This is a genomic window from Mycobacterium sp. ITM-2016-00318, assembly GCF_002968285.2.
In the GTDB taxonomy this organism is placed as follows: domain Bacteria; phylum Actinomycetota; class Actinomycetes; order Mycobacteriales; family Mycobacteriaceae; genus Mycobacterium.
Genome location: NZ_CP134400.1, coordinates 782,257 through 804,182 on the forward strand (window position 1 = coordinate 782,257; position 21,926 = coordinate 804,182).

Below are 21,926 nucleotides of genomic sequence, written 5' to 3' on the forward strand. Positions count from 1 at the left end.
GTCAACGCTTCTTGTCGTGGAACAAGGCGTTGGCCGCCGAGACCGCCTTGGCGTCCGACTTGGCATGCTTGGCGGCGCGCTTTTCCTTCAGCGATTTACCGGACTTCTTGGTCATGGATTGTCGAGGAGACTTGTCGGACATCGCGGGCCCCTTGCTTGTAGGGGCCTGGTTGGTCCCGATTCCCCGACCCTACTCCCCGGTGACGAACTCGGCGTGTGGTCGCCTCGGTCGACCGGCGTTGTAGAGCAGGGACTCTAATATCGTGGGATGGCGCGACCTCCGCTGCACGACACCGACGCGATGCTGGACGCCGCTCGCGGACTGCTCCTGCAACACGGTGGCCGAGCAGCGACGATCGAGGCGATCGCCGAGGCTAGCGGCGCGCCCGTCGGCTCCATCTACCATCGCTTCGGCTCGCTCGAGGTGTTGGTCACCCGGCTGTGGATGCGCGCGGTGCAGCGCTCGCAGGCGTCGTTCCTGGCGGTGATGGATACCCCGGATGCGACCGAAGCCGCTGTAGCTGCGGCTCTTTCGATTTTCGACTTCTGCACACAACACCCGGCGGATGCGCGGCTGCTTGCCTCGTTCGGCCGCGAGGAGTTGATCGGCGCCACCCCGGCGGGCCCCCTCGCCGGGGAACTCGCACAACTCAACCGCCCGGTGCAGCGGGCGGTGAAGGAGATGGCCGAGCGGTTGTACGGCACGCGAAGTCGCCGGGCCTTCGATCGCACGATGCTTGCGGTGTTCGACCTTCCATACGGCGCGACGAAGCGCTACCTCGTCAGCGGCGCCAAGCTGCCGGCAGGCCTCCGTGACGATGCGGAGACAGCCGTGCGGGCCGTCATCGACGCGCCGCTGTAGCGCCTAGGACTGGCGCCGTGAGCGATCGAAGAAATCGATCAAGGCCGCGGTATCGAAGTGGAACATCTGCGCCCTCGAGAACTTTCCGTCGCGTACCTCGTACAGGGCGAGCACTTCGGACTCGAAGCGGTCGCCGTCCGGGCTGACGCCGCGGTTGCGGTACGTGACCACGACCTCGTTGTCGCCGACCGCAACGACTCGGGGGTCCATCCGTCGCTCGGCCTCGGTGGGCTGAAGCGGTCCCCAGGTCCCCAGCCACGTCTTCTCGGGGTCAGATTCGAGTTGATCCCGCAGCACGTTCTTGCCCTTCAACCGGCCGCCGTAAGGCAGCGACGGCGCTTCATGGAATTCGAGTTCGTCGTGATAGAGCCGGTTCAGCGTCTCGGCATCGCGGTCCTCGACCGCTTTGATCACCGCGAGCACGACATCGGCATTGCTGGTCATCTCTTGCTCCAGATCTTTCTCAGTGGCGGAACTGACACAGTAATAGAATATACGCTCTAATACTGAAATCTAGAGTAGATGTTCTAAAACTGGCTGGGTTGCCCTGCTCGAGGGGGATAGTGGTCGCCGCTAGCTTCTGTCGGCGGGCTTGATCAGCCACAGCGCCACCACGATCGCGATGACCGGGCCGGCGGCCATGATCACGCTCAGCGTGTGAATGGCGTCGACGGCGTTCTGCGGCGCCTGGTCGATCACCAGCCGTGCCTGCTCGGGGTTGACCAGATGCGCCTCCCGACCACCGTGCGCCGTCAGCAGCGCCTCGCGGGTCTCCGTGCGCGTGACACCGGACCGGGAGAGGTCGTGCACGCTGTCGGTGAGGAAGAGGTTGATGCCGACGAGCGCGAACAGTGCGGGTCCCAGCGAGTAACCGCCCTCGTTGACCGCGCTCTTGACGGCCGAGATCGCGCCGCCGAGATCGTCCGGCGCGCTGCTCATCATGATCTGGGCCTGCGGTGTGGTGACCAGCGCACCACCGACAACCAGGAGTGCGGTCGTGGCGAACACGACAGGGCGCGACGTGTGCAGGTCGAACGACCTCAGGATGAGTAATCCGATCAGCATGACGACGAGCCCGCCGACGAGAACGGTGCGCGGACCGAACCGATTCGCCGCCGGGCCCGCGGAGGTGGCGGCGACGGCCGCCATCGCGGTGGCCGGAATCAGCAGCAGGCCGAACAATTCGTGAGATTCCTTGCGGATGGTCACCAGATAGAAGGCCAGTAGAACCATCGATCCGCCGAGCACGATGTTGAACACCACTCCGGCTGCCACCGCGGCATTGAACCGGCTGGAGCGAAATACCCGCATGTCCAAAGCCGGGTCCGCGGTGCGGAGTTCCTGCATCACGAACGCGCCGCCTGCGGCCAGGCCGATGCCGATGGACACCAGGCCCACGGCGTCGACGCCGGTCTCCATCCGCGAGGTGCCGAAGATCAGGCCGAGCAGGGCGACGGCGAACAGCGCAAGGCCGGGCAGATCGAGTCGACGGGCCGCAGGCGTCGTCTCCGGCACAAACCGCCAGGTGATCAGCAGTCCGATCGCGGCGATCACCGGCACGACGAAAAAGCATGCGCGCCAGCCGATCGCATGTGCCAGCATGCCGGCGAGCGCCGGCAGTGGGGTGGCGACGGCGTATCCGACCCCGAAGTACGCCGCTATCGCCGCGGCCCGCTTGCCCGGCGGGAACACCGCGTTGGTGAGCGCCAGTGAGAGGCCGATCAGGAAGGCCAGCGACACACCGACGCCGCCACGCGCCACCATCAGCACCGCGGGCAGCGGGGCGGCGGCGGCCAGTGCGCTGAACACCACCGCACCTGTCAGCCCGATCAGGTACATGCGGCGCATGCCGTACCGGTCGCCGAGGGCGCCCGCGCTGAGCACCGCGGCCGCCATGGTGAGCGTCGCGAGGCTGGCGACGAACGTCGCGGTGCTTCCGGTGATCTGCAACCCGGCCGAGACAACCTGCAGGTTGGCCGACAGAATCGTCGGGTCGCCGATCGAGATCGCGTAGCCGAGACCCATCGCGGCCACTGTCATGGTGGCCGCGAGGCCCGCTACATATCGGCTCTCGGCCGGTGCATCCGTCGGCACGCGCTGGATGCTACTGGCTGCCGGTGAACCCGCTCAGGCGATTTCGAAGAGCTGCTTCAGCAGGGCGCTTCGATGGTGAACGGCATGTCGGTGGTCTGCGACGGGTCCGCGGAGTCGGTGACACGCGCGGTACCGGTGATCGTGTAGCTGCTGTTGTTGTCGAGTCTGGCCTCGGCCTTGCCGACGGCGCCGCCGGAAACGCCGCTGACCCCGTCGATGTTCTCGATGCTCACCGTGTCGACCGTCGGCTTCTCGCCGCCGATCGTCAGGGCGACCTGGGCACTTCCCGGGTTGGTGTTGGCGTAGATGTTGAGCGCCCAGTCGGTTTGCGTGCACTTGACCGACTGCGTCGGCCGCGACTTGTCGCCGAGGACGACCCTGCCGGATCGCTGCGACGGCTCTTTCGGTTGTTCGCCCGTCAATCCGCATCCAGCGGTGGCGGCGACCACCGCGAGCGTTGCAGTCCAGCCGATCAGTCGTGTCCGCACGGCGCACTCCCCCTCAACCTGCCGAGTTACCCATACCTGTGTGCCAGTTAACTCCCCGACGGCATCCTTTGCTGAGCTCTCACGATATGCGCAGAGGGAGGCCGCTGTGAGACGATGGGCTCAATAACATGCTGGCGTGCCGGTTCCGCCGCGTCCCAACATAACTCGGCTTTTGGAGTTCTGATGTCTGCCAACCGTTTCGGTGCTGTTGTCGCGTGGCCGCGTGCCCTGGCGTATGCCATCGCCGCGGTGGTCATGGGTGTCGTCGTGGGGGAGGTCGTCGCCATGCTGGTCTTCGCGGGTTCGAGCGAACGCCGCCTGGACGAGCAGGCCGCGCGCACCGCGTCGTCGGCGCCCGCCGTTGTGGCGGCGTCGGCCGATCTGGAGCGGACGCGGCAGGCGCGCAGCGCTCTGGACGACGCCGTCGTCGACGCGAGCCGCCGCCGCGACGAGGCGCTGGTCGTCGCGCGCTGCGAGTTCAACCCTTCGCCGGCGTGCCCGCCGACGCGCATCACCGGCTTGCCCGGCGCGGGGCCCGAAAATCGCACGGCCAACGGGTTTCTCGCAGAAACGCAGCGCCGGCTCGACAAGGCCGTCGTCGAGCATGACCGGCTTGCCCCGTCGTTGGACGCGACGATCGCCGACGAGCAGCACAAGCTCTTGGACGCTCGCGATGCCGCGACGGCGACCGCGGACCGTGGCTTCGGCGTGCGGTGGCTGGCCATGAACTCCTACACCCTCGACAGCGCAGGTGCCACGGTGTTGCGTGCGCTGCTGACCGGGTTGTTCATCGTGGCCTTCCTGTTCCCGCTCCTGCTTCGGCTGTCGCGGGCGAAGACGACCGAGGACCGGCGCACGGCCGCACGCGCGACGCAGGAACGCGCGGACCTGGAGGCCGACACCGCGATCGCGGTGAAGCGGGCCGAGGTGCGCGCCGCCATCGAGACGATGAAGGCCGAGCAGGAGCTCTCGACCGCGCGGCTGCAGATCGAGGCGCAGAACGAGATCGACCGCGAGCAGCAGCGCCGCCGTGTCGCCGCGGCGATCGAGGCACCGGTGCATGTGACCGCAGTGCGGGTCGACGAGCCCGCCGCGGAGTTGACGGGCGAGGTTCTGGACGAGCCGAAGAACCTGCCTGCGGTGGCCTCCGACGGCGAGAAGCGCGCGCTGATCCCGACGGTGCCCGACGTCGCGAAAGCGGCGACCCGCTGGATTCGTCCGTTCGTCCCGCCCATCGTCGCGAGCGCGATCGACACGACGACTCGTCCGCTGCGCGCGGCGCGGCAGGTATTCGAGGAGACCGAGGAGATCCACCTCACCCTTCGGCGCAGCCACCGGGTGAGTGTGACGTCGGAGGAAACGGCCGAGTCCGACGAGCATTGGGTCGAGGCAACACCCGTCACGCGGACGACGTCGTCCCGGATCGATCAGCCGCAGGTGGATACGCAGATTCAGGACAACGGCGGTCGGCGTCAGCTGCCGTCAGCCGACTGACAGAGCCATGTCCCAGAACGCCACCTCGTGCGACAACACGTCGCCGACGAGCTCCTGATGCGCGTCGGGTGACGCGAGCTCGCCCAGCGCAGCGACGTAGTCCGCGAACTCCGGGGTGGACCAATGCTCGATGAACTCGCCGAACGGCGCCGTATCCGACTTCGCCGAGCTCCACGCCAGCAGGTAAACGCGCTCGATCACCCATAGCGCCGTGACCGCCGCGTCGTAGGGTGCGCCATCCAATCGCTGCAGGAGTACGCGATAGGCGAGCGTCGCGGGCAGGGCGGGCGCGTCCATGGCGAGCCCGCGGCGGGCGGCCTGCTCCTCGAACCAGTCGAGTTCGGCGACCAACGCCGAACAGCCGCCGCACACCGCCGACTGGGCTTTCCGCGGCGCCCGCGCCAGCAGGCGCGCCTGGAAGGTCAGCAGGTCGGCGACGAATATCGCGTCCTGCACCAGCCAGCGGTCGAATGCGGCGTCGGTGATGGTGCCGTCGCGCACCGCGTCGAGGAACGGGTGGCGGGTGGCGGTGGTCCACAGTTCGTCGGGCACGCCACGAAGGGTAGTCACGGCGGAGCCGGGCGCCGCGAAATGGCAGAGTCGCGCGCGAAAGGGCAGAGACGCGCGCGAAATGGCATTCCAGCAGGCCCCTTCTCGCACTTTCCCTGCCGGAATGCAATTTCGCGGAACGGTGTCAGGTCACTTCTCGGTCGCGGGCCGCGACTGTGTCGCCTGCCCGCCCTCGTCCTCCGGTGGAGGGGACAGCGCGATCGTCGGCTCGGATGACCGCTGGCTGCGCTGAATGCGAAGCGCGGCCGTCGGCGCGGCGGCGTCCTGCGCCGGGGGAGCCGAGAGCACCGTCGTCGAATCCTCTTTCAGCCGAACGATTCGCGGCAGGGAGGTGGGCTGCGAAATGGGTTGCGACGTCGGCCGCGAGGTCCGCGCCAGCGTCGGCGGCGCCAACAGGTCGGGTCCGGACGGAACCGGCGTAGCAGCGGGCGCCGGTGTGGCAGGCGCGGCGGCCCGGGTCTCGCGTCGGCGGATCAGATAGCCCGCCAGCGGCCCGGTGAACAGCATCGCGACCAACACCGCGAAGCTCAGCCCGCACACGGTCACGTCGAACGTACTGGTGATCTGCTGAGCCAGGTTGTTGCCGTAGAAGGTGTCGGGCGACGGCTCGGCGTACCGCGGCGCGAGCGCGACACCGATCGCGAGGTTGGCGACCGTGAACACGAACAGCAGTCCACTGAACGCAGCGATGACCGTCAACGCGGACTCACCGCGCACGAGCTGGCGGTGCAGCCACCGCGCGATCAGACCGGTGATCAGGTTGAACACCGTCATCGCGACGGTGTCGTACAGGGCGCGGGGCAGATCGAGCGACCAGGCGATCAGGTAGTCGACGACGCGAAGCCCGGCGGCGGCGAATGCCCAGAACGCGATCAGCGTCAGGCACTTCTCCGCGGCCACGCGGTAGGCGCCAAGGGTCGGCGGCTTGATCAGGAAAATGGCGTAGAGCGTCGTCGGCGCCACGAGAGCGGCGGCGGCCGCCCAGAACAGGTAGCCCTCGTAGCCGACGGCGGCCGTCGAGGTGTTCTCGGCGATGCCGTGGAAGGCGTCGACGTCGCGGCCGATGGGAAGGATCCACACCAGCGTCGCCGCCAGCGCACCCGAGGCGCCGAGGGCGGTGGTGGCCAATCGAGCGGCGGCGGTCCGCTCGATGAGCCAGCGCGACGCGATGACCAACGCGGCCATCGCAGCGGCGCCGTAGAGCAGCGTGGTGACGATGACGGCGACGTCTTGGCCGCTGAAGGCCTCGTTGGACAGGAACAGGTAGCGCAGCCGCCAGTAGAGGTTGAAGGCGACCGACAGCGTCGCCAGCACGATCGAGAGCACGCCTAGCGTGCGCGCGGCGGCATACGAGCGACGAAAACCGTTGTCCTCGATCGTGATGCTGGTGATCGGTGGCTGCGACGCCAGCGCCGCGCCGCCGAGGCCCAGCAGCAGGCCGGGCCCGACGCCTGGCGGCACGAGGCCGGTTCCGCCGTTGCGCCAGGTCTCCACCAACTGATACATGACGAAGCCCGCCGCGACGACGTAGTAGGCGACGCTGAGAAGAAACCGGACCCGGCTGGTTCGGCGCACGTCCTGGTCGGCGGCCTCCAGCCGGAACGGGCCGATGTGCGGCGTGAGGGCGGCGAGGATGGCGAGCACCGTGACAACGATCGCGACCGCGAAAAGCGACCCGTCGCTGCCCGGCACGCCGATCCCGAAGTCGAGGTTCGACGGCAGCAGCAGCGCGATCACGAGCAACGCGATCGCGACCCCGTCGCGCACCCGGTTGGCGCGCGCGGGCACGTATCCGACGCGCGGCGACCGGCCGAGAACGGCCGCGGCGCTGGTCGCGACCGCGACGGTTTCCGACGCGTCGTAACGCTGGTCGCTCACGGGACGATTTCCTTTCCAGAGGGACGACTCGGGTCGCTGCCACTCCAGCGTGCCACTTTTCGAAGCGTGCGCGAGCAGTTTAGGTGTCGGCTCGAACACCGGGGACGCGCAAACCCGGTGCGGTAGTTTCGGGACATCGTAGGAGGCAGTCGAGAGATGAGGGTGAACGGGTGGACGTAGTCCTCGGGGTGGCGGTCACCGGACGGGTGGCCCGCCTGGCGATGGTCGATACGGCCGCGTCGGACGAACAGGTGCTCGATCAGTACGCGCTGGACCTGTCCGAGCACGATGCGACGACCGACCTCGCCGACACCATCGTCGGCACCTACCGGGCCGTGGCCGAGTCGGGCAACCGGGTCGCCGCGACCCGGCTCTGCCTTCCCGATCCGTCGCAGGCCGAGACCTTGCGCCAGACCGTGTCGAACGCCGGTGTGCAGAACGTCGAAGTGGTGACCGAGGCCGAGGCCGCTGCGGCGCTGGCCCACAAGGTCGGCGCCGACGCGGCACTGCTGCTGGCCGATGACGACACGGTCTCGCTGGCGGTCCTCAACAATGACGCGGAGTCGACGTCCGTGCTGACGTCGCTGCCCATCGGATCGGCCGGTGCGGCTGTCGCGTGCGCCGCTGTGCTGCAGCAGTGGCCGGAGGCGAGCACCTCGGTCATGTTGGTGGGGCAGCGGCTCGACCTCGATTCCATTGCGGCCGAACTGAGTTCGGCTGCGCCCGTGCAAGTGCCGCCGGATCCTGGCTTTGCGATCGCGCGAGGCGCCGCAGACACGGCCGACACCGCGGGGTTCACCGCGGCCGGCCCGGCGACAGCGATGGGACTTGCCGCTTCGGATCCGACGGCGATGGCGCCTGCTGCGGGCGAGGCGACGCAGATGGCGCCTGCCGTGGGCGATGCGACGCAGATGGCCCCTGCCGCAGGCGATGCGACGGCCATGGCCCCTGCCGCTGCGGACGCGACGCAGATGGCCGCGGCGACAGGGCCAGGCCAGGTCGGGCCGCTGCTGGCCTACTCTCAGGAAGAGCCCGACCCTTACGAGTTGCCCGCCGACTCCATCGAGGAGTTCGTCCCCGAGCAGGACGATGAGGCGCCGTACACCGAGGTGATTGCGACGCCGCCGCCGAAGACACTCCTCATGGGCAGTGCGATGTCGTTCGTGGTGATGAGCTTCGCGGTGTTGGCAGTCACGGTCGCGGTCAACATCCGGCCGGTCGCCGACGCTGAGGCGCAGCCGGTGCCCGCCATCCAGGCGGAGACGATCCCGGGCCGCTACCTCCCGCAGCTGCCACACGAGCCCGATCCGGTGGCGTTGCCCGCCGCGCTGGTGGCGCCGCAGCCCGCCGCGCCCGCGAGGCCGAGAATCGTCCAGACCAACCGGGGCCCGGTGATCAACAACGTGCCGGTGTCTCCGCCGGCGGTGCAGCCCGGGCAGGTGCCTGGAGTGCCGGTGCCGGAGGTGCCCGGGGTCCCGATTCCGCCGGATGTGATTCCGCCGTGGAATCCGTTCCCCGTGCCGAGCCTGCCGACGTTCCCGTGGCCGACGTACCCCACGACGACCACGTCGCCGACCTCGACGAGCCCGACGACGAGCCCGCCAACGTCGACGTCCACTTCAACGTCGACCTCGACGTCGTCGGTGCCGCCGGAACCGAAGCCCGAGCCGAAGCCGGAGCCGGAGCCGCAACCCGAACCGGATCCGGGGCCGGCGTACAAGCCACCCGCGGTCGCGCCTGAGCAGCCGAAGCCGGCAGCACCGGTCGCACCCGCACCCGCGCCCGTCGCTCCCATCGCGCCTGCGGCGCCAGTCGCTCCGGTCGCACCCGTGGCGCCTGCGGCTCCAGTAGCACCCATCGCTCCTGCCGCTCCGGTGGCTCCGGTCGCACCGGTGATACCCGTCGCGCCTGCGGCTCCGGTCGCTCCGGCGCCCGTGTACGAAGTGCCGTCATCAGGCGGAAGCGGGTCGTATGGCGGCGGATACTCGAGCGGAGGCGGCGGTTACGAGTCGCCCGGCACCACACCGGTGATGTCGCCGTAATCGATGTTCGATGAGGCATCTGCGCGGAAGGCCATCGCGGTAGGCGCGGTCGTCCTGGTAGTCGCGACGGCATGTGCACGCGAGGAGGCGGCGCAGACAGTGCAGCCCGAAAGCCCGCGTGCTACACCGGCTCCCGTAGTGCGACCGCCCGCACCGCCGCCGCCGCCGACATTGCCGCCCGTCGAGCCGTCACCGTATGACTTCGGTGCCGTGTCGACGCTGATCGACGACGCTATCGCGGCCAACGAACTGCCGGGTGCCGTCGTGCAGATCGGGCACGGCGGCAAGGTCGTTTTCCGCAAGGCGTACGGCCAACGCAAGCTTGACGGCGAGCCGGGACTGAACGCGGCGCCCGCGCCTGCGGAGCCGATGACCGAGGACACGATCTTCGACATCGCCTCGCTGACAAAGCCGTTGGCGACGGCGCCCGCGGTCATGCAGCTGTTCGAGCAGGGCAGGCTGCAGTTCGACGATCCGGTGCAGAAGTATCTGCCGGACTTCAACCCCTCCAACGACCCGCTGCGCGCAGAGGTGACGCTGCGGATGCTGCTGACGCACACCTCTGGCCTGCCGGGCGACGTCGACATCAGGGATCCGTGGGGCCTCGAGCAGATCGACAGGGCAGAGGGTTTTCGGCGGGCGCTGACGACGCCGCTGGAGTCGCCGCCGGGTGCGGGCGTCAACTACTCCGACATCAACTTCATCCTGTTGGGCCTGTTGGTCGAGAGGCTGACGGGCGTCATCGAGGACGACTACGTGCAGCGCAACGTTTTCGGGCCGATCGGCTTGGCGGAGACGCGGTATCTGCCCGCGGCCAAGGCGTGCGGGCCGCACTCGATGAGGGGGGCGGCGATCGCATGGGAGCCGCCGTCGGCGGACGGCGCGTCGGTCGAATGTGCGCCGGGCGCGTGGAACATGAGCCTGCTGCCGAGGATCGCGCCGACGTCGCGCGACGAAGAGAACAGAGGCGATCCAAGCAGGAACCCGAACATCGACTACCTGCTGCGGGGCGCGGTGAACGACACGACCGCGCGGCGAATGGGCGGCGTCGCCGGGCATGCGGGGGTCTTCTCGACGGCGAACGAGGTCGGCGCGTATGCGCAGTCGCTGCTGGACCGGCTGGCGGGTCGGCCGAGCAGGTATCCGCTGAAGCAGGAGACGCTGCAGCTGATGACCAGCCCGCAGCAGCCCGGCGCCAACGCCGACCAGATCGAGGCGGCCAACGCGGCCGCGCGAGAGGCGGGCGCGAAGGCGACGGACCCGCTGCTGGCGGCGCGCTATCCGGCTATCAGGGGACAGAACCTGCGTAGCTTTGGATGGGACATCGACTCGGGCCATTCGGTGCCGCGGGGCAGGCTCTTTCCCATCGGCAGCTTTGGCCACACGGGCTTCACCGGCACCAGCGTGTGGATCGACCCGACGTCGGACACCTACGTCGTGTTGCTGACGAATTCGATCCACACCAGGGGCAGCCCACCGGCGTCGAAGCTGCGTGGTGACGTCGCGTCGGCGGCGGCTCAGGCGGTCGGTCTGTAGCGCGTCGCGGCGAGGTTTTGCGGTTTGGGCAGATGGGATGGGGTTTCTCGCTACGCTCCCGTGGACAGACCACACCGGTACCCGGGAGAGACCAGTATGAGCAGCGAACGTCAGATCGCCCGTAACAAGGCGAGAGCCGTTACCAAGCAGGAGCAGCAAGACGTGCATCTGCTTCAGAACTTCGATGGCTTCTCGAAGTTCTCGGAGGATGATCTAAGGCGCATCGTTCAAGCGTCGCATCGCACGTCGACGTCGGGTCCGTGGCCGCTGATTCGGGAGCAGACGGTGTCGGATGCGTGCTACATCCTGCTGAGCGGTGAGGCGGCGGTGTACGTCGGCAACGACAAGATCGCGACGGTCAAGTCCGGCGAGGTGATCGGCGAATCGGCGCTCAAGCGCGGCAAGCTGCGCGGTGCGACGGTGACGACGACGGGCCGCGCCGAGGTGCTGCACATCGACCGCAATGACCTCGACCGCCTGCTCGACGACGTGCCCGCGCTGCGCCAGCTCATCGACGACACGGTGGCACGGCGGACGCCCGGCGCGAACGAGGGCTGATTGACCTGACGCTCGGACGCGGCGGGGTCAGCCTCGTCGTAAACGGGTTGCACAGGTTCTGCCGCAGTGGTCGCTGTTCGTCGAGAGCGACCGACAGATCGACCTGCCCCGTCTACGAGGTCGTATCACGCCGCAGATCTGGCGCCCGAAGTTCTAGGCCACAACCTTGAACTCGTTCACTTGCGCATCCGACGCGTCCGGGAGGTTCATTCCCGCGTCCGCGCCCGTGCGCAGGTAGTTGATCACCGCGTCATTGAGCACTTCACCGGGAGTCACGGCCGGAATACCCGGTGGATACGGCGTGATGAGTTCGGCGGACACACGGCCCGCCGCGCGTTCGGCGGGCACCATTTCGGTCGGACTGAAGAAGGCGTCTCGCGGCAGCAGAACCGTCTCCAACTCGATCTCGTCCGGTGACGGCAGGTCGATCTGCGGTGGAGGGTCGAAGTCGCGGGCGGCTTCGCGCCACGACGTCAAGGCATCGAGCAGCCGTTCGGTGGTGTGCTTGTCATCGGCGTAAGAAAGCGTGACCAGCATCCGGCGATGGTCGGTTTCACCGAGATCGAGCTGGCAGTGCTCCCGCATCCAGTCGACACCCTGATATCCCGACGTGCCCGTTTCGGCGATGTCCAGCAGCACCTGCAGGCGGTCCAGGTCGTGGGACGCCTGCTCACCGAGCAGTTCCTCCTCCATCACGGTGACATCCGGTATCTCGCTGATCCGCTGACGCAAATCGCGCGCCAGTTCCAGTGCGGCCCCGAGTAATTCGGTGCCCCGCTCGACCATCTGGCGCCGCCACGCATCCAGGGCCGAGTACACCATCACGTTCGGGCTTGTGGTCATCAAAAGGTCCGCGCACTTGACCAGTCGATCGCTGTCGACCAGATCGCCTTGCAGATGAAATACCGAACCCTGCTCGAAGCCCGAGCCCATCTTGTGCACGCTGACTACACAGATGTCGGCGCCGGCATCCATTGCCCACGTCGGCAGGTCGTCGTGGAAGGGCAGGTGAGCACCCCAGGCCTCGTCGACGATCAGCGGCTTACCGCGCTCATGGCACACCTCGACGATGCCGGCGAGATCGGCACACGTGCCGTACGGGCTCGGACTGACCACCAGGGCACCTGCGGCGTCTGGATACTTCTCCCACGCCTGACGGACCTGCTCGGGTGACGGCGGGTGGGAGAAATGCCGCTCCTCGTCCCATTGCGGGGTGATCCAATGCGGCTGCACGCCCGCCAGAATCAGGCCGGAGATCGCCGACTTGTGACTGTCGCGCCCGATGAGAAGACCCTCTCCTGCTCCGGCGGCCACCGCCATCATCGCGGCCTTAACCGACAACGAGCTGCCACACGTCGAGAAGAAGGCCGATTCCGCCCCGACTGCGTCGGCCATCAAATCCTCGGCCTGCGAGAGGAATCCACCACGCGACATGCGGTCATCGAGACCGCCCGATGCCAACACGTCGTCGCGGAACGGGTCCTTTCCGAGTACGGCCAGTGCCCGTTCATCGGTTCCACGCCCCTGACGATGGCCGGGCGGGCTGAAACCGTAGCGCTCACTGCGGTGATAGTCCGCCAGGGCGTCCAACAGCGGTGCCTTCGACTGGTCCATCCTCTTGGATTACCCGGGCAAGATCACTCGAATCACCTGGGCGGAAGCAGTTTGTCGGAGCCGTCAACGGGTACGCCGCTGAGGTCTGAAGTCCAGCCCGGTGCTTCGGAAGCTGCGTCTTCGAATTCATTCAGCAGGCTTCAAGAGCGCAGCTCGCGTGTGTCCACTAGAGACCTAGGACGCAAGATGTGCGGCTTCTGTGGCGAGATTCGCTTCGATGGTCGCGACCCGGACTTACCGGAGACCGCCGCGATGACTCGTGCCCTGGCCCCACGGGGGCCGGACGGCATCTCGGCGTGATGGAGATGTGGTTACAGGGACAGGGGATCGGAGCATGACATGCCTGAACCGACCCAGAGTCCTTCGGTAGGCGACACGCTCGGTGTCGAGGAGGAGTACCACCTCGTCGATCCGGCGGCCGGTGAATTGGCCACTCGCGCAGAGGTTCTCCCCAATGACGGGTATGTGAAGGGTGAACTGCAGGCCAGCCAACTCGAAATCGGGACGCGGGTGTGTCACCGGCTCACGGAGCTCCGCAGAGATTTGGTCAAGGCGCGCAAGGCGGCCGGCCGGGCGGCGGCACAATCGGGTGCGGCGATCATGGCCGCGGGAACGCACCCGTTCGCCCGATGGCGTGACTTGCAGCGTGTCCCGCTTCCGCGCTACGACGTCATGGCCAACCGCTTCGGGGCGCTGGCCGATCGGCAGAATATCTGCGGTCGTCATGTGCATGTCTCGGTGCCCGACCTGTCGACAGCCCTGACGATCATGAATCGGGCGCGCCCCTATCTACCGGCGCTCGCGGCGCTTTCGTCGAGCTCACCTTTCCACGAAGGGGTCGACACCGGGTTCGCCAGCTTCCGCACGATGTGGTGGTCGGTGTGGCCGACAGCCGGTATCCCGCCGGTGATGCCCTCTGTTGCGGCGTACGAGCAAGTGGTCGCCGACCTGACCGCGGGCGGGCTGATCGACGACGCGTCGACGCTGTACTGGGATGTCCGGCCGTCGATCCATTACCCGACGGTGGAGTTTCGCGCGGCCGACGTCTGCCCGGACATCGAGGTTGCCGTGCTGTATGCCGGATTGGTGCGCTCGCTGGTCCGAACCCTCATGCGCGACCTGGAACATGACGTGCCCGAGCTGTCGGATGCCACTCTCACTGCGGCCAGGTGGCGGGCAGCGCGAGAGGGGATTCGCGGCGGACTGTGTGATCCGCTCAGCGGGGCGGTTCTCCCGGCCGCTGTAGTGATTCGCCGTGTGGTGGCGCAACTGGAACCGGACCTGCGCGAGCACGGTGAATTCAAGTTGGTGAACCGAATGGTCAACCGCGTGATCAACCGCGGTACGTCGGCCGACCGACAACGTGCGCAGTTCGCACGCCATGGAGACCTGCGTCAGGTGGTGCGGTCCCTTGTTGGCGAGACGATGCGCGGGGTGTGCTCGCCGGTCGAAGCGTCGGCCCACGTGAAGGGGTCTCCGTCGTCGTGAGGTGATGGGCGAGCCGAATCGCCAATACGCTGGTTCCCGAGAACTACGATGCGGTGATGGCCACCAACGCCGACCTGGTGCAACACCCGGCGGTGTCCGCCGCCGTGGGTACGGCGGCGATTGCCGTCGGTGCTGCCGAGTCCGCGTATCGCGTCGCCGAGAGACTTCCGGTCGTCGGGCCGCTGCTGCGGCGCAGTGTCGCCGGCCTGTCCGAGCGAGGCGACAGGTGGGTGACGCAGAGCGCCGACCAGTTCGCCGCCTTGGTCGGGGCCGTCGCGGCCCGGTTGGTCAACGTGGTTCTCGACGAGATGGATCTGAATGCGCTCGTGCGCGAGCGCGTGGACATCGACGCACTCGCGGAAAATCTGAACATCGAGGCGGTGATCGACCGGGTCGACCTGATCGCGCTGGCCGACAAGGTGATTGAGGGCGTCGACCTGCCTGCGATCATTCGCGAGTCGACGAATTCGATGACCGCGGAGGTGATGACCGATGTTCGCACGCAGGGCGAGCGCGCCGACGACGTCGTCTCGGGAATCGTCGACCGCGTGCTGGGGCGTGACCGGGCGAACCGGTGATCTCATCGGAGCCGGAAGCCGACGCGCTGCGAGCTGCCGGAATCATCACCCGAGGATCGGCCGCCGTCATCGATCTGCTGGTGGTTCTGCTGATCATGGGCGTGCTGTACGGCGGCCTGGTGTTGGTGCGGCTGATCTATTCACCCGCGGCGTTCAGCCTGCCGTCGCTCAATGCGGTGTTCTCGACGGTGATGACCTTCGCGGTCGCGGTGCTGTATCTCACGGGATGCTGGCGTGTCTCCGGCTCCACCGCGGGTGCGATGACGATGGGCTTGCGGGTCGTCGGGCGACGGTCGCACCGAATTAGCCTGCCTGTCGCGTTTCTGCGTGCGATCGGCTGCGTGATCTTCCCGATCGGCTTGCTATGGGCCGTCGTCGATCGGAAGCGAAGATCCCTGCACGACATCGTCTTTCGCACGCGAGTGGTCTACTCGCGGCCATTGTCCAGCTGACACCGCGATGGTTACTTGGCGAGCAGCCAGTGGCAGCACTCGAACGAGGCGTCCTCGCTCAGGTGAAGACGAGCTGAAGCCCGTCATGTCGGCTGCCGGCCAGTCGAACCAGGGTTTCCGGCGCCTCAGACAGGGGCGTGTACTCGGTGATGATGTGCTTGGCGATGTCTTCGCCGTAGGCGGCCAGAAGCGCTAATGTCTCCGTGCTGAGGCGCTCGCGGTCCCATAGATGGCCGGTGCCGCGTGGCACCCGTCCGATCTGGGCACAGCGCAGGCTCAGTCCATTGTGGTGAAACTCCTCGCCCAGCCGGACTTCTTCGCATCCGCCCGGGTAGAACGCCAAGTCGATGACCGTGCCTTGAGGGCGCACTATGCGAAGGGCCAGAGCCAATGTACTGGCCTGACCGCGACATTGGAATACGACGTCGGCGCCCCGGTCCCCGGCCCCGTGACGCCATTGGCTTTTCAGCACCACGGCTGGGTCGACATCGCCGGGATCGACGACGTCGAAGCCGAGGTCGGCCGCGATCTTGCGGCGTGACGGGGTGGGCTCGACGACGACTACCGATCCCGCGCCGTGCATGCGCGCGAACAGCGCGGTCAACAAACCCACCACGCCGGCGCCGGTGACAGCGACGCGACGACCGCGCACGCCGTCGTCGAGGCCGCGTACATCGGTGCCGTGGATGTCGGCGGCGGCGTGCAGCAATGCGTTTGCACAGATCGGTCCCATGTGTGCGGCGTAAATGCCCAACACCGGCTCGAATGAAGTCGGCAGTCTGACGAAACGGTCGGTCAGCGCGTCGGCGCGGTACGCGCTGCGGTGCCCGTAGGTCATGGCGACCAGGTCACCTGGCTGCACGGCAGCGGTCGCACTGTCCGTGACCCGACCGACCTGCATGTAGCCGAATTTGTCGATCGGGTAGCCCGCGTCCGGGGCGCCCGGCATGAACAGGGCCAGCTCGGGATCCCATCTGCGGTGAAGCGCCGGGTTCGTGCCCTTCACCCAGCTGAGGTCGGTGCCGGTCGACAAGCCACTGAACACGGTCTCTACGTCGAACTGGCCGTCGCACAGGGCTCGCGGTGACAGTTCATCGCGCAGTGTGACAACGCCGCAACGCTCGACCACCACGGTGAATCGTCGGTCAGCCATCGAGCCTCACAGGCCGGTTGTGCGCAGCGGAAGTCGCTATGGCGCAGGCTAATTGGTGGGTCCGCAGTGCTTCCTCGTAGTCCACCAGAACTCCGGCGCGAGCCGACCCGTTGCCGACCACGGCGTCGATGAAGGCGCGATCTGCGGCCCGTTTGGCGTCATCGGGTAGCAGACTGCGCTGCGTGGTTCCCTGCGCCGTCCTCGTGGTGATGCAGTCTTCGCGAAAGGTGACCGACAGGCCGTCTGCGTGGAGTTCGAGACCCGCTCGATGCTTCCAATCCACACAGCAGGCGGCGGTGACGGTTCCCACCGCTCCGGATTGCAACTGCAGTATTGCGACGGTGGCTCCGTCGATGTCGGCGTCCGGAGTGCCCGGCGGCGTGGCGTTGGCGTACGCGTTGACTTCGATGACGTCGCCGCAGAGCAGCCGAATCATGTCCAGCACATGCACCGCCTGTTCGACGATCTGACCGCCCGACAGCGCGCGCCTGCTCCACCAGGGCACAGGGGGAACGCGGTCGATCCATGACCCCGCCACCAGCCGAACGGGTCGGCCGTCGAGTAGTTCGCGGACGAGATCGACGGCAGGCGAATAGCGCCAATGATGACCGACTGCGGTGACGACGCCGGCCTCGCGCGCCGTGTCGGCGATGCGCTCGGCGGTCGGTGCGTCCAGCGCCAGCGGCTTCTCAACGAACAACGCGGCGCCAGCGCCGAGCACCTGTTCCTCGATGGGGCCATGGGCATGCGGGGGCACACAGACATACACCGCATCCGGCGATGCGTTGAGCAGGCCCTCCGGGTCTGGGGCGACGGCGGCGCCCGTCATTTCGGAAAACGACTGTGCGGCTGCCGTAACTGGGTCGGTCACCGCGACGATCCGGACATTGGGAAGTTGGCTGAGATGGCGCGCGTGGCGCAGAGCAACGCCACCGGCTCCCACAAACCCAACTGTGCACTCGGCCAAAGTTCATTTTCTCCCGACTCGGCGACCGGCTCAGGGGTACCCTCTGCCTTCCGAAGCTACGCCACCCTTAGGGGTGGATTCTGACGTCGACGTAAGGGGTAGTTCGAAAACATGCGCGACGCGGATGAGCCCGCCCCGGTCGGGGCGGACCCCGAAATGTGGAACTGGCTGTCGCGGCGCAGCAGTCGCGGGACGTCATGGACGCTGAAGCGGGTTGTGCAGGCCAAAGGTGCACGGCGGATCAGCGTCGTGCTGCCGGCCCGCGATGAGGAGCACACCGTCGGGAACATCGTCGCGCAGATTCGGCGTCGGCTCGTCGAGGACGTCTGCCTGGTCGACGAGCTCATCGTCGTCGACTCCAGATCGCGTGACGCCACCGCCGCGGTAGCCGCATCCGCCGGGGCAACCGTCTATCACCAGGACGAGATACTGCCTGAACAACCGAGAATGGACGGCAAGGGCGATGCCTTGTGGAAGGGGCTGGCGGCCAGCACCGGTGACATCGTCCTCTTCGTCGATTCTGACCTGCGCGACTTCACCACGCAGTTCATAGTCGGGCTGCTCGGTCCGTTGCTGTGTGAATCGGGCGTGGTGTTCGTCAAGGCGCACTACCTGCGCCCGCTGACGACTGATCAGGTCACCGTCCCCGGCGGTGGTGGCCGGATCAGCGAACTGGTGGCCCGGCCCCTGATCAACATGTTCTGGCCGCAGTTGGCCGGCTTCGTGCAGCCGCTCGCAGGCGAGTACGGGGGTTATCGGCACGTACTGGAACAGATTCCGTTCGCCACCGGCTATGGCGTCGAGATCGCCATGCTTGTCGATCTGCTCGACCTTGTCGGACTGGACGCGATGGCACAGGTCGATCTGGGCACACGCACCCACCGTCACCAAGACATCGAAGCGTTGGGGCGGATGGCCGCCCAGATCTTGCAGATCGCCGTCGCGCGACTCGAGCGAGAGCACCGCGGTGTCACCGACGCGCCAGTATCGCGATGGCTCTCCCAATTTCGCCACGACACGACGTCACCCGTGCATCATCAACTGATGATCTCCAACGTCGCTGTACAGGAAAGACCACCTCTTGCGGAGGTTCGCAACCCACTGACCACCGCGCCTGCCGGAGGCACGTGGCCGCTGGTGCACCAGCAGCCATGACTCCTACGGTATTGATCAATGCGGGACCGTGGCTGACAGTGCCGCCGGTCGGCTACGGCGGTATCGAGAACATCATCGCGACCCTGATCCCGCAGCTACGCCGACGTGGCGTGCGCGTTATCCTCGCCACCGTCGGCAAGAGCGCCATCGACGTCGACGAACAGATCCACGCGTTCGAGGAGCCGCAGTTCGCCCACCTCGCCGAGCCCTACAACGACGTCGTCGGTGTCGCAGCCGCGCATATGCTGCGCGTCGCCGCCGAACTGCGACGCCGTTCAGATATCGATCTGGTCCACGACCATATGGAGGTCTTCGGTCCGAGCATGCTCGCCGCCATGGGCTCCGATCGGCCGAGCGTCTTGCACACCCTGCACTGGGACCTGTCCAAGCACCGCGCTTTCTACGGCGGCTTCGGCAATTACGAGCACTTTCACGTCAATGGCGTGTCCGCCGAGCAATTGCGGCACGCGCCAGAAGGGCTTCGTCAGCACAGTCTCGGGCACGTCCATCTAGCTACCCCGCTGGCGCATCACGCGACCCGTCGGCCTGCCCCGGCCAAGGGCGGTCATCTGGTTCTCGTCGCGCGCATCAACCGCAGAAAAGGGCAACACGTCGCCGCCCGTCTGGCGCAGCGGTGCGGGTGGGAGCTGGTGCTTGCCGGGCCGATCGGGCCCTACACCGCGCCGGACGAACTCGCCGCCGCGCCGGACGCCGACCGCTACGCCGACGTGCGGTATTGGCGTGAGGAGGTCGCCCCGTATGTCGACGGCGATCAGGTGAGGTGGATCGGCAATGTGGAAGGCGCGGAACGTGATCACCTTGTCGCGACCGCGCGGGCGACGCTCTTTCCGGTGTGCTGGGACGAACCGGGCGGTACCGCAGTCACCGAATCGTTGGCGCTCGGCACACCGGTCGTCGGTTACCGCCGTGGCTGCCTGCCCGAATTGATCGAACCCGGAACCGGATTGCTCGCCGAGTTCGGAGATGAAGCCGCCCTGGCACAGCTGGTCGCAAATGTCGACACGCTTGATCCCGCCCACTGCCGTGCAACCGCGGAACGCCGCTTCACTCCGGCCGTCATGGCCGCGGCTTATCTCGGGCTCTACGAGCGGTGCATGGCGGGCTCGCTTGCAGGTCAACGCTCCAAGGTCTCTGCGTAAAGATCAAGCGCCACCGCCGAAGTCGGCTCGTCCGGTCCGCCGAACGTGCGGCCACTGCGAGAATCTGGGCGGATTTTCGCTGTGCATTCACGCTCGGCGAGATGAGGGCCCGCCGTCATCTCTCGACCTGCGACCGGATCCAATCGAGGTTGGCCTGCATGTTCTGCTGCCATTCGGCGATACGTCGCGTGACAATTCTCGCCTCTTTCTCCGGGTGCGCGGCGATGCCGACGGTCAACCCGGAGGGTCCCGGTCCCATCCGGCCCCACTGGCGGATCAGCACGCCGTCACTGGCCGGTTCCACCTCGAAACCCCAGGTGGCCCCGACACCGTCCGGCCCGCTGACGTTCCACACCCAGCGGCGCTGATCCTCGACCTCGATGACCTCGCATACGGTCTCCCATTTTCCGAATGCGTCGTGCTGGCTGCGGCCACGAAAGCGAGCTCCGACCTTGACGCTGTCAAAACCGTCAAGCCATTCCGCTGATTGCAGCTCCGCCGAGCACCGCGCGGGCAGAGTGATGTCGGTGACGTATGCCCATGCGGTGGGTACATCGCAGCGAACGCGCTGTGTCACTTCTATCGTTGGCTGATCGCGGTATCGCACTGTTGCAGCATGCCAAGAACGGGCGACCGGGCGGCCTGAACGACAAGAAAGCGGGGCACGAGGTGAAGGTTGGAACGATGATCGAGCCTCGTCTGCCGGGCGCAGCGGACTTCGCCGTGGCAGCCGAGGGGATCGGGGTCGATTCCCTGTGGGTGCCGGAGGTTTGGGGGTATGACGCGCTGACAGGACTGGCATACCTGGCGGCCAAGACGTCGACGATCAAACTGGGAACGTTCGTGGTCCAGCTGGGTTCGCGCAGTCCCGCACTGCTTGCGACCTCCGCGCTCAGCCTGCAGGAACTGTCGGGCGGCAGGTTTCTGCTGGGCGTTGGTACATCTGGACCCCGGGTGATGGAGGGGTGGCATGGTGTTCGATTTCGCAGGCCGGTAGAGACCACTAAAGAGACCATCGAGATCGTTCGGACCGTCAGCCGCGGAGACCGGCTCGAACATCAAGGCGCGATCTATCCGCTTCCGCTGCCGGACAGCAGCGGTGCTGCGTTGCGGCCTCAGGTGCGACCGCAGCATGTGCCGGTCTATGTGGCGGCAATGGGCCCACGAAACCTGCGGCTCACCGGCGAGATGGCTGACGGCTGGCTGGGCAACGCGTTCATACCCGAAGCCGCAGAAGTGTTTCTGGGTCCCCTGCGCGAAGGGGCAGCGCGCGCCGGCCGCGCGTTGTCCGACCTCGATCTTGTTGCGCCGGTCGCGGTCGAATTTCACGACGACGAAGCATCCGCCGATGCTGCGGCGCGCCGCCATGCCGACGGATACGCGTTCACCATCGGGGCGATGGGCACAAATGGCCGCAACTTCTATAACGAGGCGTTCGCCCGATTGGGTTACGGCGCAGAAGTCAGCACGGTCGCAAAACTCTGGCATAACGGTGAACGAGACGAGGCCCGCCGAGCAGTGCCGATCGACCTCGGCCGCCTCACGAATCTCCTTGGCACACCTGAGGGCATCGCCGCACGCGTACGGAAGTACACGGCGGCGGGGATAACGACGCTGCTGACAAAATTGGAGGGCAACAACCAGCGCCAGCTGGCGACGCTCGAACGACTGCTCGATATCGTCGCCAACGTGTGAGCCGTCGCAAGCGCAATCCGGCCGGAAAGGTGCCGCGGAACGACTTGGGCGTTTCTGACTGACCGTGTCCAGACGGCGGTGCCGGTCATCGCGACAGGCGTCCCGTTGGCTTCCGTGCCGACCACCGCCGACGTCGCCGCAG

Annotated in this window: 21 protein-coding genes; 11 read left to right on the plus strand and 10 right to left on the minus strand. The window is 67.1% G+C overall.

Going from position 1 to position 21,926, the window contains the following annotated elements:
- Position 1: 1 nt before the first annotated feature.
- Positions 2-142 carry a hypothetical protein gene (locus C6A82_RS03875; protein ID WP_199193598.1) on the minus strand — a complete coding sequence of 47 codons (141 nt, stop codon included), beginning with the start codon at positions 140-142 and terminating at the stop codon, positions 2-4.
- Positions 143-268: 126 nt separating this feature from the next.
- Between C6A82_RS03875 and C6A82_RS03880 the strand changes: the two genes are divergently transcribed.
- Positions 269-862, plus strand: a complete 594-nt coding sequence (locus C6A82_RS03880) for a TetR/AcrR family transcriptional regulator (protein WP_311101670.1) — start codon at positions 269-271, stop codon at positions 860-862.
- A 3-nt stretch (positions 863-865) separates the two neighbouring features.
- On the opposite strand, the gene C6A82_RS03885 is transcribed toward C6A82_RS03880, so the two are convergent.
- The 3 genes from C6A82_RS03885 to C6A82_RS03895 all read right to left on the minus strand — a co-directional run bounded on the left by C6A82_RS03885 (position 866) and on the right by C6A82_RS03895 (position 3,444).
- On the minus strand, positions 866-1,306 hold the full coding sequence (locus C6A82_RS03885) for a nuclear transport factor 2 family protein (RefSeq protein WP_105341241.1): 441 nt from the start codon (positions 1,304-1,306) through the stop codon (positions 866-868).
- 129 nt (positions 1,307-1,435) lie between these two features.
- Positions 1,436-2,956 carry an MFS transporter gene (locus C6A82_RS03890; protein WP_311101671.1) on the minus strand — a complete coding sequence of 507 codons (1,521 nt, stop codon included), beginning with the start codon at positions 2,954-2,956 and terminating at the stop codon, positions 1,436-1,438.
- 56 nt (positions 2,957-3,012) lie between these two features.
- Positions 3,013-3,444: a lipoprotein LpqH gene (locus tag C6A82_RS03895; RefSeq protein ID WP_233216746.1), complete on the minus strand. Its 432-nt coding sequence runs from the start codon at positions 3,442-3,444 to the stop codon at positions 3,013-3,015.
- Positions 3,445-3,627: 183 nt separating this feature from the next.
- Between C6A82_RS03895 and C6A82_RS03900 the strand changes: the two genes are divergently transcribed.
- Positions 3,628-4,938 (plus strand): DUF4407 domain-containing protein, encoded by a 1,311-nt coding sequence (locus C6A82_RS03900; protein ID WP_158261587.1) that lies wholly within the window; start codon positions 3,628-3,630, stop codon positions 4,936-4,938.
- Here C6A82_RS03900 and C6A82_RS03905 read toward each other — a convergent pair.
- Both C6A82_RS03905 and C6A82_RS03910 read right to left on the minus strand, forming a co-directional pair.
- A complete protein-coding gene (locus tag C6A82_RS03905; RefSeq protein WP_105342151.1) occupies positions 4,927-5,490 on the minus strand; it encodes a TenA family transcriptional regulator in 564 nt (187 codons plus the stop codon). The two genes, C6A82_RS03900 and C6A82_RS03905, sit on opposite strands and share 12 nt — an antisense overlap.
- Positions 5,491-5,637: 147 nt before the next feature.
- Positions 5,638-7,386, minus strand: a complete 1,749-nt coding sequence (locus tag C6A82_RS03910; protein WP_233216747.1) for a hypothetical protein — start codon at positions 7,384-7,386, stop codon at positions 5,638-5,640.
- A gap of 170 nt (positions 7,387-7,556) precedes the next feature.
- On the opposite strand from C6A82_RS03910, the gene C6A82_RS03915 reads away from it, so the two are divergent.
- From C6A82_RS03915 to C6A82_RS03925, 3 genes are all read left to right on the plus strand, one after another.
- Positions 7,557-9,428, plus strand: a complete 1,872-nt coding sequence (locus C6A82_RS03915; RefSeq protein ID WP_311101672.1) for a hypothetical protein — start codon at positions 7,557-7,559, stop codon at positions 9,426-9,428.
- A gap of 3 nt (positions 9,429-9,431) precedes the next feature.
- On the plus strand, positions 9,432-10,964 hold the full coding sequence (locus C6A82_RS03920; RefSeq protein ID WP_105348278.1) for a serine hydrolase: 1,533 nt from the start codon (positions 9,432-9,434) through the stop codon (positions 10,962-10,964).
- A 96-nt stretch (positions 10,965-11,060) separates the two neighbouring features.
- Entirely contained in the window at positions 11,061-11,522 is a 462-nt protein-coding gene (locus C6A82_RS03925; RefSeq protein ID WP_105348276.1) for a cyclic nucleotide-binding domain-containing protein, read from the plus strand.
- Positions 11,523-11,675: 153 nt separating this feature from the next.
- On the opposite strand, the gene C6A82_RS03930 is transcribed toward C6A82_RS03925, so the two are convergent.
- Positions 11,676-13,136: an aminotransferase class I/II-fold pyridoxal phosphate-dependent enzyme gene (locus tag C6A82_RS03930; protein ID WP_105348275.1), complete on the minus strand. Its 1,461-nt coding sequence runs from the start codon at positions 13,134-13,136 to the stop codon at positions 11,676-11,678.
- A 339-nt stretch (positions 13,137-13,475) separates the two neighbouring features.
- Here C6A82_RS03930 and C6A82_RS03935 point away from each other — a divergent pair, with 339 nt between their 5' ends.
- From C6A82_RS03935 to C6A82_RS03945, 3 genes are read left to right on the plus strand one after another with little or no spacing between them, the layout of a single operon-like run.
- Positions 13,476-14,624: a glutamate--cysteine ligase gene (locus tag C6A82_RS03935; protein WP_105348273.1), complete on the plus strand. Its 1,149-nt coding sequence runs from the start codon at positions 13,476-13,478 to the stop codon at positions 14,622-14,624.
- 56 nt (positions 14,625-14,680) lie between these two features.
- The gene (locus C6A82_RS03940) at positions 14,681-15,202 is read left to right on the plus strand and encodes a hypothetical protein (RefSeq protein ID WP_199193929.1); all 522 of its coding nucleotides are present in this window, start codon (positions 14,681-14,683) and stop codon (positions 15,200-15,202) included.
- Entirely contained in the window at positions 15,199-15,654 is a 456-nt protein-coding gene (locus C6A82_RS03945; RefSeq protein WP_105348272.1) for an RDD family protein, read from the plus strand. Before C6A82_RS03940 ends, C6A82_RS03945 begins: the two co-directional genes overlap by 4 nt.
- A gap of 58 nt (positions 15,655-15,712) precedes the next feature.
- Here the strand turns inward: C6A82_RS03945 and C6A82_RS03950 are convergent, their stop codons facing one another.
- Both C6A82_RS03950 and C6A82_RS03955 read right to left on the minus strand, forming a co-directional pair.
- Positions 15,713-16,807, minus strand: coding sequence for a zinc-binding alcohol dehydrogenase (locus C6A82_RS03950; protein WP_105348271.1), 1,095 nt, complete (start codon positions 16,805-16,807; stop codon positions 15,713-15,715).
- Positions 16,800-17,750, minus strand: coding sequence for a Gfo/Idh/MocA family protein (locus tag C6A82_RS03955; RefSeq protein ID WP_233217122.1), 951 nt, complete (start codon positions 17,748-17,750; stop codon positions 16,800-16,802). Before C6A82_RS03955 ends, C6A82_RS03950 begins: the two co-directional genes overlap by 8 nt.
- A gap of 135 nt (positions 17,751-17,885) precedes the next feature.
- On the opposite strand from C6A82_RS03955, the gene C6A82_RS03960 reads away from it, so the two are divergent.
- Positions 17,886-18,929: a glucosyl-3-phosphoglycerate synthase gene (locus C6A82_RS03960; RefSeq protein WP_105348269.1), complete on the plus strand. Its 1,044-nt coding sequence runs from the start codon at positions 17,886-17,888 to the stop codon at positions 18,927-18,929.
- Positions 18,926-20,089, plus strand: coding sequence for a glycosyltransferase (locus C6A82_RS03965; protein ID WP_105348288.1), 1,164 nt, complete (start codon positions 18,926-18,928; stop codon positions 20,087-20,089). The genes C6A82_RS03960 and C6A82_RS03965 overlap by 4 nt, the downstream gene beginning before the upstream one ends.
- Positions 20,090-20,204: 115 nt before the next feature.
- On the opposite strand, the gene C6A82_RS03970 is transcribed toward C6A82_RS03965, so the two are convergent.
- On the minus strand, positions 20,205-20,696 hold the full coding sequence (locus C6A82_RS03970; protein ID WP_105348268.1) for an SRPBCC family protein: 492 nt from the start codon (positions 20,694-20,696) through the stop codon (positions 20,205-20,207).
- Between the two features lie 77 nt (positions 20,697-20,773).
- Between C6A82_RS03970 and C6A82_RS03975 the strand changes: the two genes are divergently transcribed.
- The gene (locus C6A82_RS03975) at positions 20,774-21,784 is read left to right on the plus strand and encodes an LLM class flavin-dependent oxidoreductase (protein ID WP_105348286.1); all 1,011 of its coding nucleotides are present in this window, start codon (positions 20,774-20,776) and stop codon (positions 21,782-21,784) included.
- Positions 21,785-21,926 lie beyond the last annotated feature (142 nt).

Excerpts from the sequence above, each read along its gene's own strand:
- C6A82_RS03875 (WP_199193598.1), bottom strand. The coding sequence starts at position 142 with ATGTCCGACAAGTCTCCTCGACAATCCATGACCAAGAAGTCCGGTAAA.
- C6A82_RS03880 (WP_311101670.1), top strand. The coding sequence starts at position 269 with ATGGCGCGACCTCCGCTGCACGACACCGACGCGATGCTGGACGCCGCT.
- C6A82_RS03885 (WP_105341241.1), bottom strand. The coding sequence starts at position 1,306 with ATGACCAGCAATGCCGATGTCGTGCTCGCGGTGATCAAAGCGGTCGAG.
- C6A82_RS03900 (WP_158261587.1), top strand. The coding sequence starts at position 3,628 with ATGTCTGCCAACCGTTTCGGTGCTGTTGTCGCGTGGCCGCGTGCCCTG.
- C6A82_RS03920 (WP_105348278.1), top strand. The coding sequence starts at position 9,432 with ATGTTCGATGAGGCATCTGCGCGGAAGGCCATCGCGGTAGGCGCGGTC.
- C6A82_RS03925 (WP_105348276.1), top strand. The coding sequence starts at position 11,061 with ATGAGCAGCGAACGTCAGATCGCCCGTAACAAGGCGAGAGCCGTTACC.
- C6A82_RS03930 (WP_105348275.1), bottom strand. The coding sequence starts at position 13,136 with ATGGACCAGTCGAAGGCACCGCTGTTGGACGCCCTGGCGGACTATCAC.
- C6A82_RS03935 (WP_105348273.1), top strand. The coding sequence starts at position 13,476 with ATGCCTGAACCGACCCAGAGTCCTTCGGTAGGCGACACGCTCGGTGTC.
- C6A82_RS03940 (WP_199193929.1), top strand. The coding sequence starts at position 14,681 with ATGGCCACCAACGCCGACCTGGTGCAACACCCGGCGGTGTCCGCCGCC.
- C6A82_RS03950 (WP_105348271.1), bottom strand. The coding sequence starts at position 16,807 with ATGGCTGACCGACGATTCACCGTGGTGGTCGAGCGTTGCGGCGTTGTC.
- C6A82_RS03960 (WP_105348269.1), top strand. The coding sequence starts at position 17,886 with ATGCGCGACGCGGATGAGCCCGCCCCGGTCGGGGCGGACCCCGAAATG.
- C6A82_RS03965 (WP_105348288.1), top strand. The coding sequence starts at position 18,926 with ATGACTCCTACGGTATTGATCAATGCGGGACCGTGGCTGACAGTGCCG.
- C6A82_RS03975 (WP_105348286.1), top strand. The coding sequence starts at position 20,774 with ATGATCGAGCCTCGTCTGCCGGGCGCAGCGGACTTCGCCGTGGCAGCC.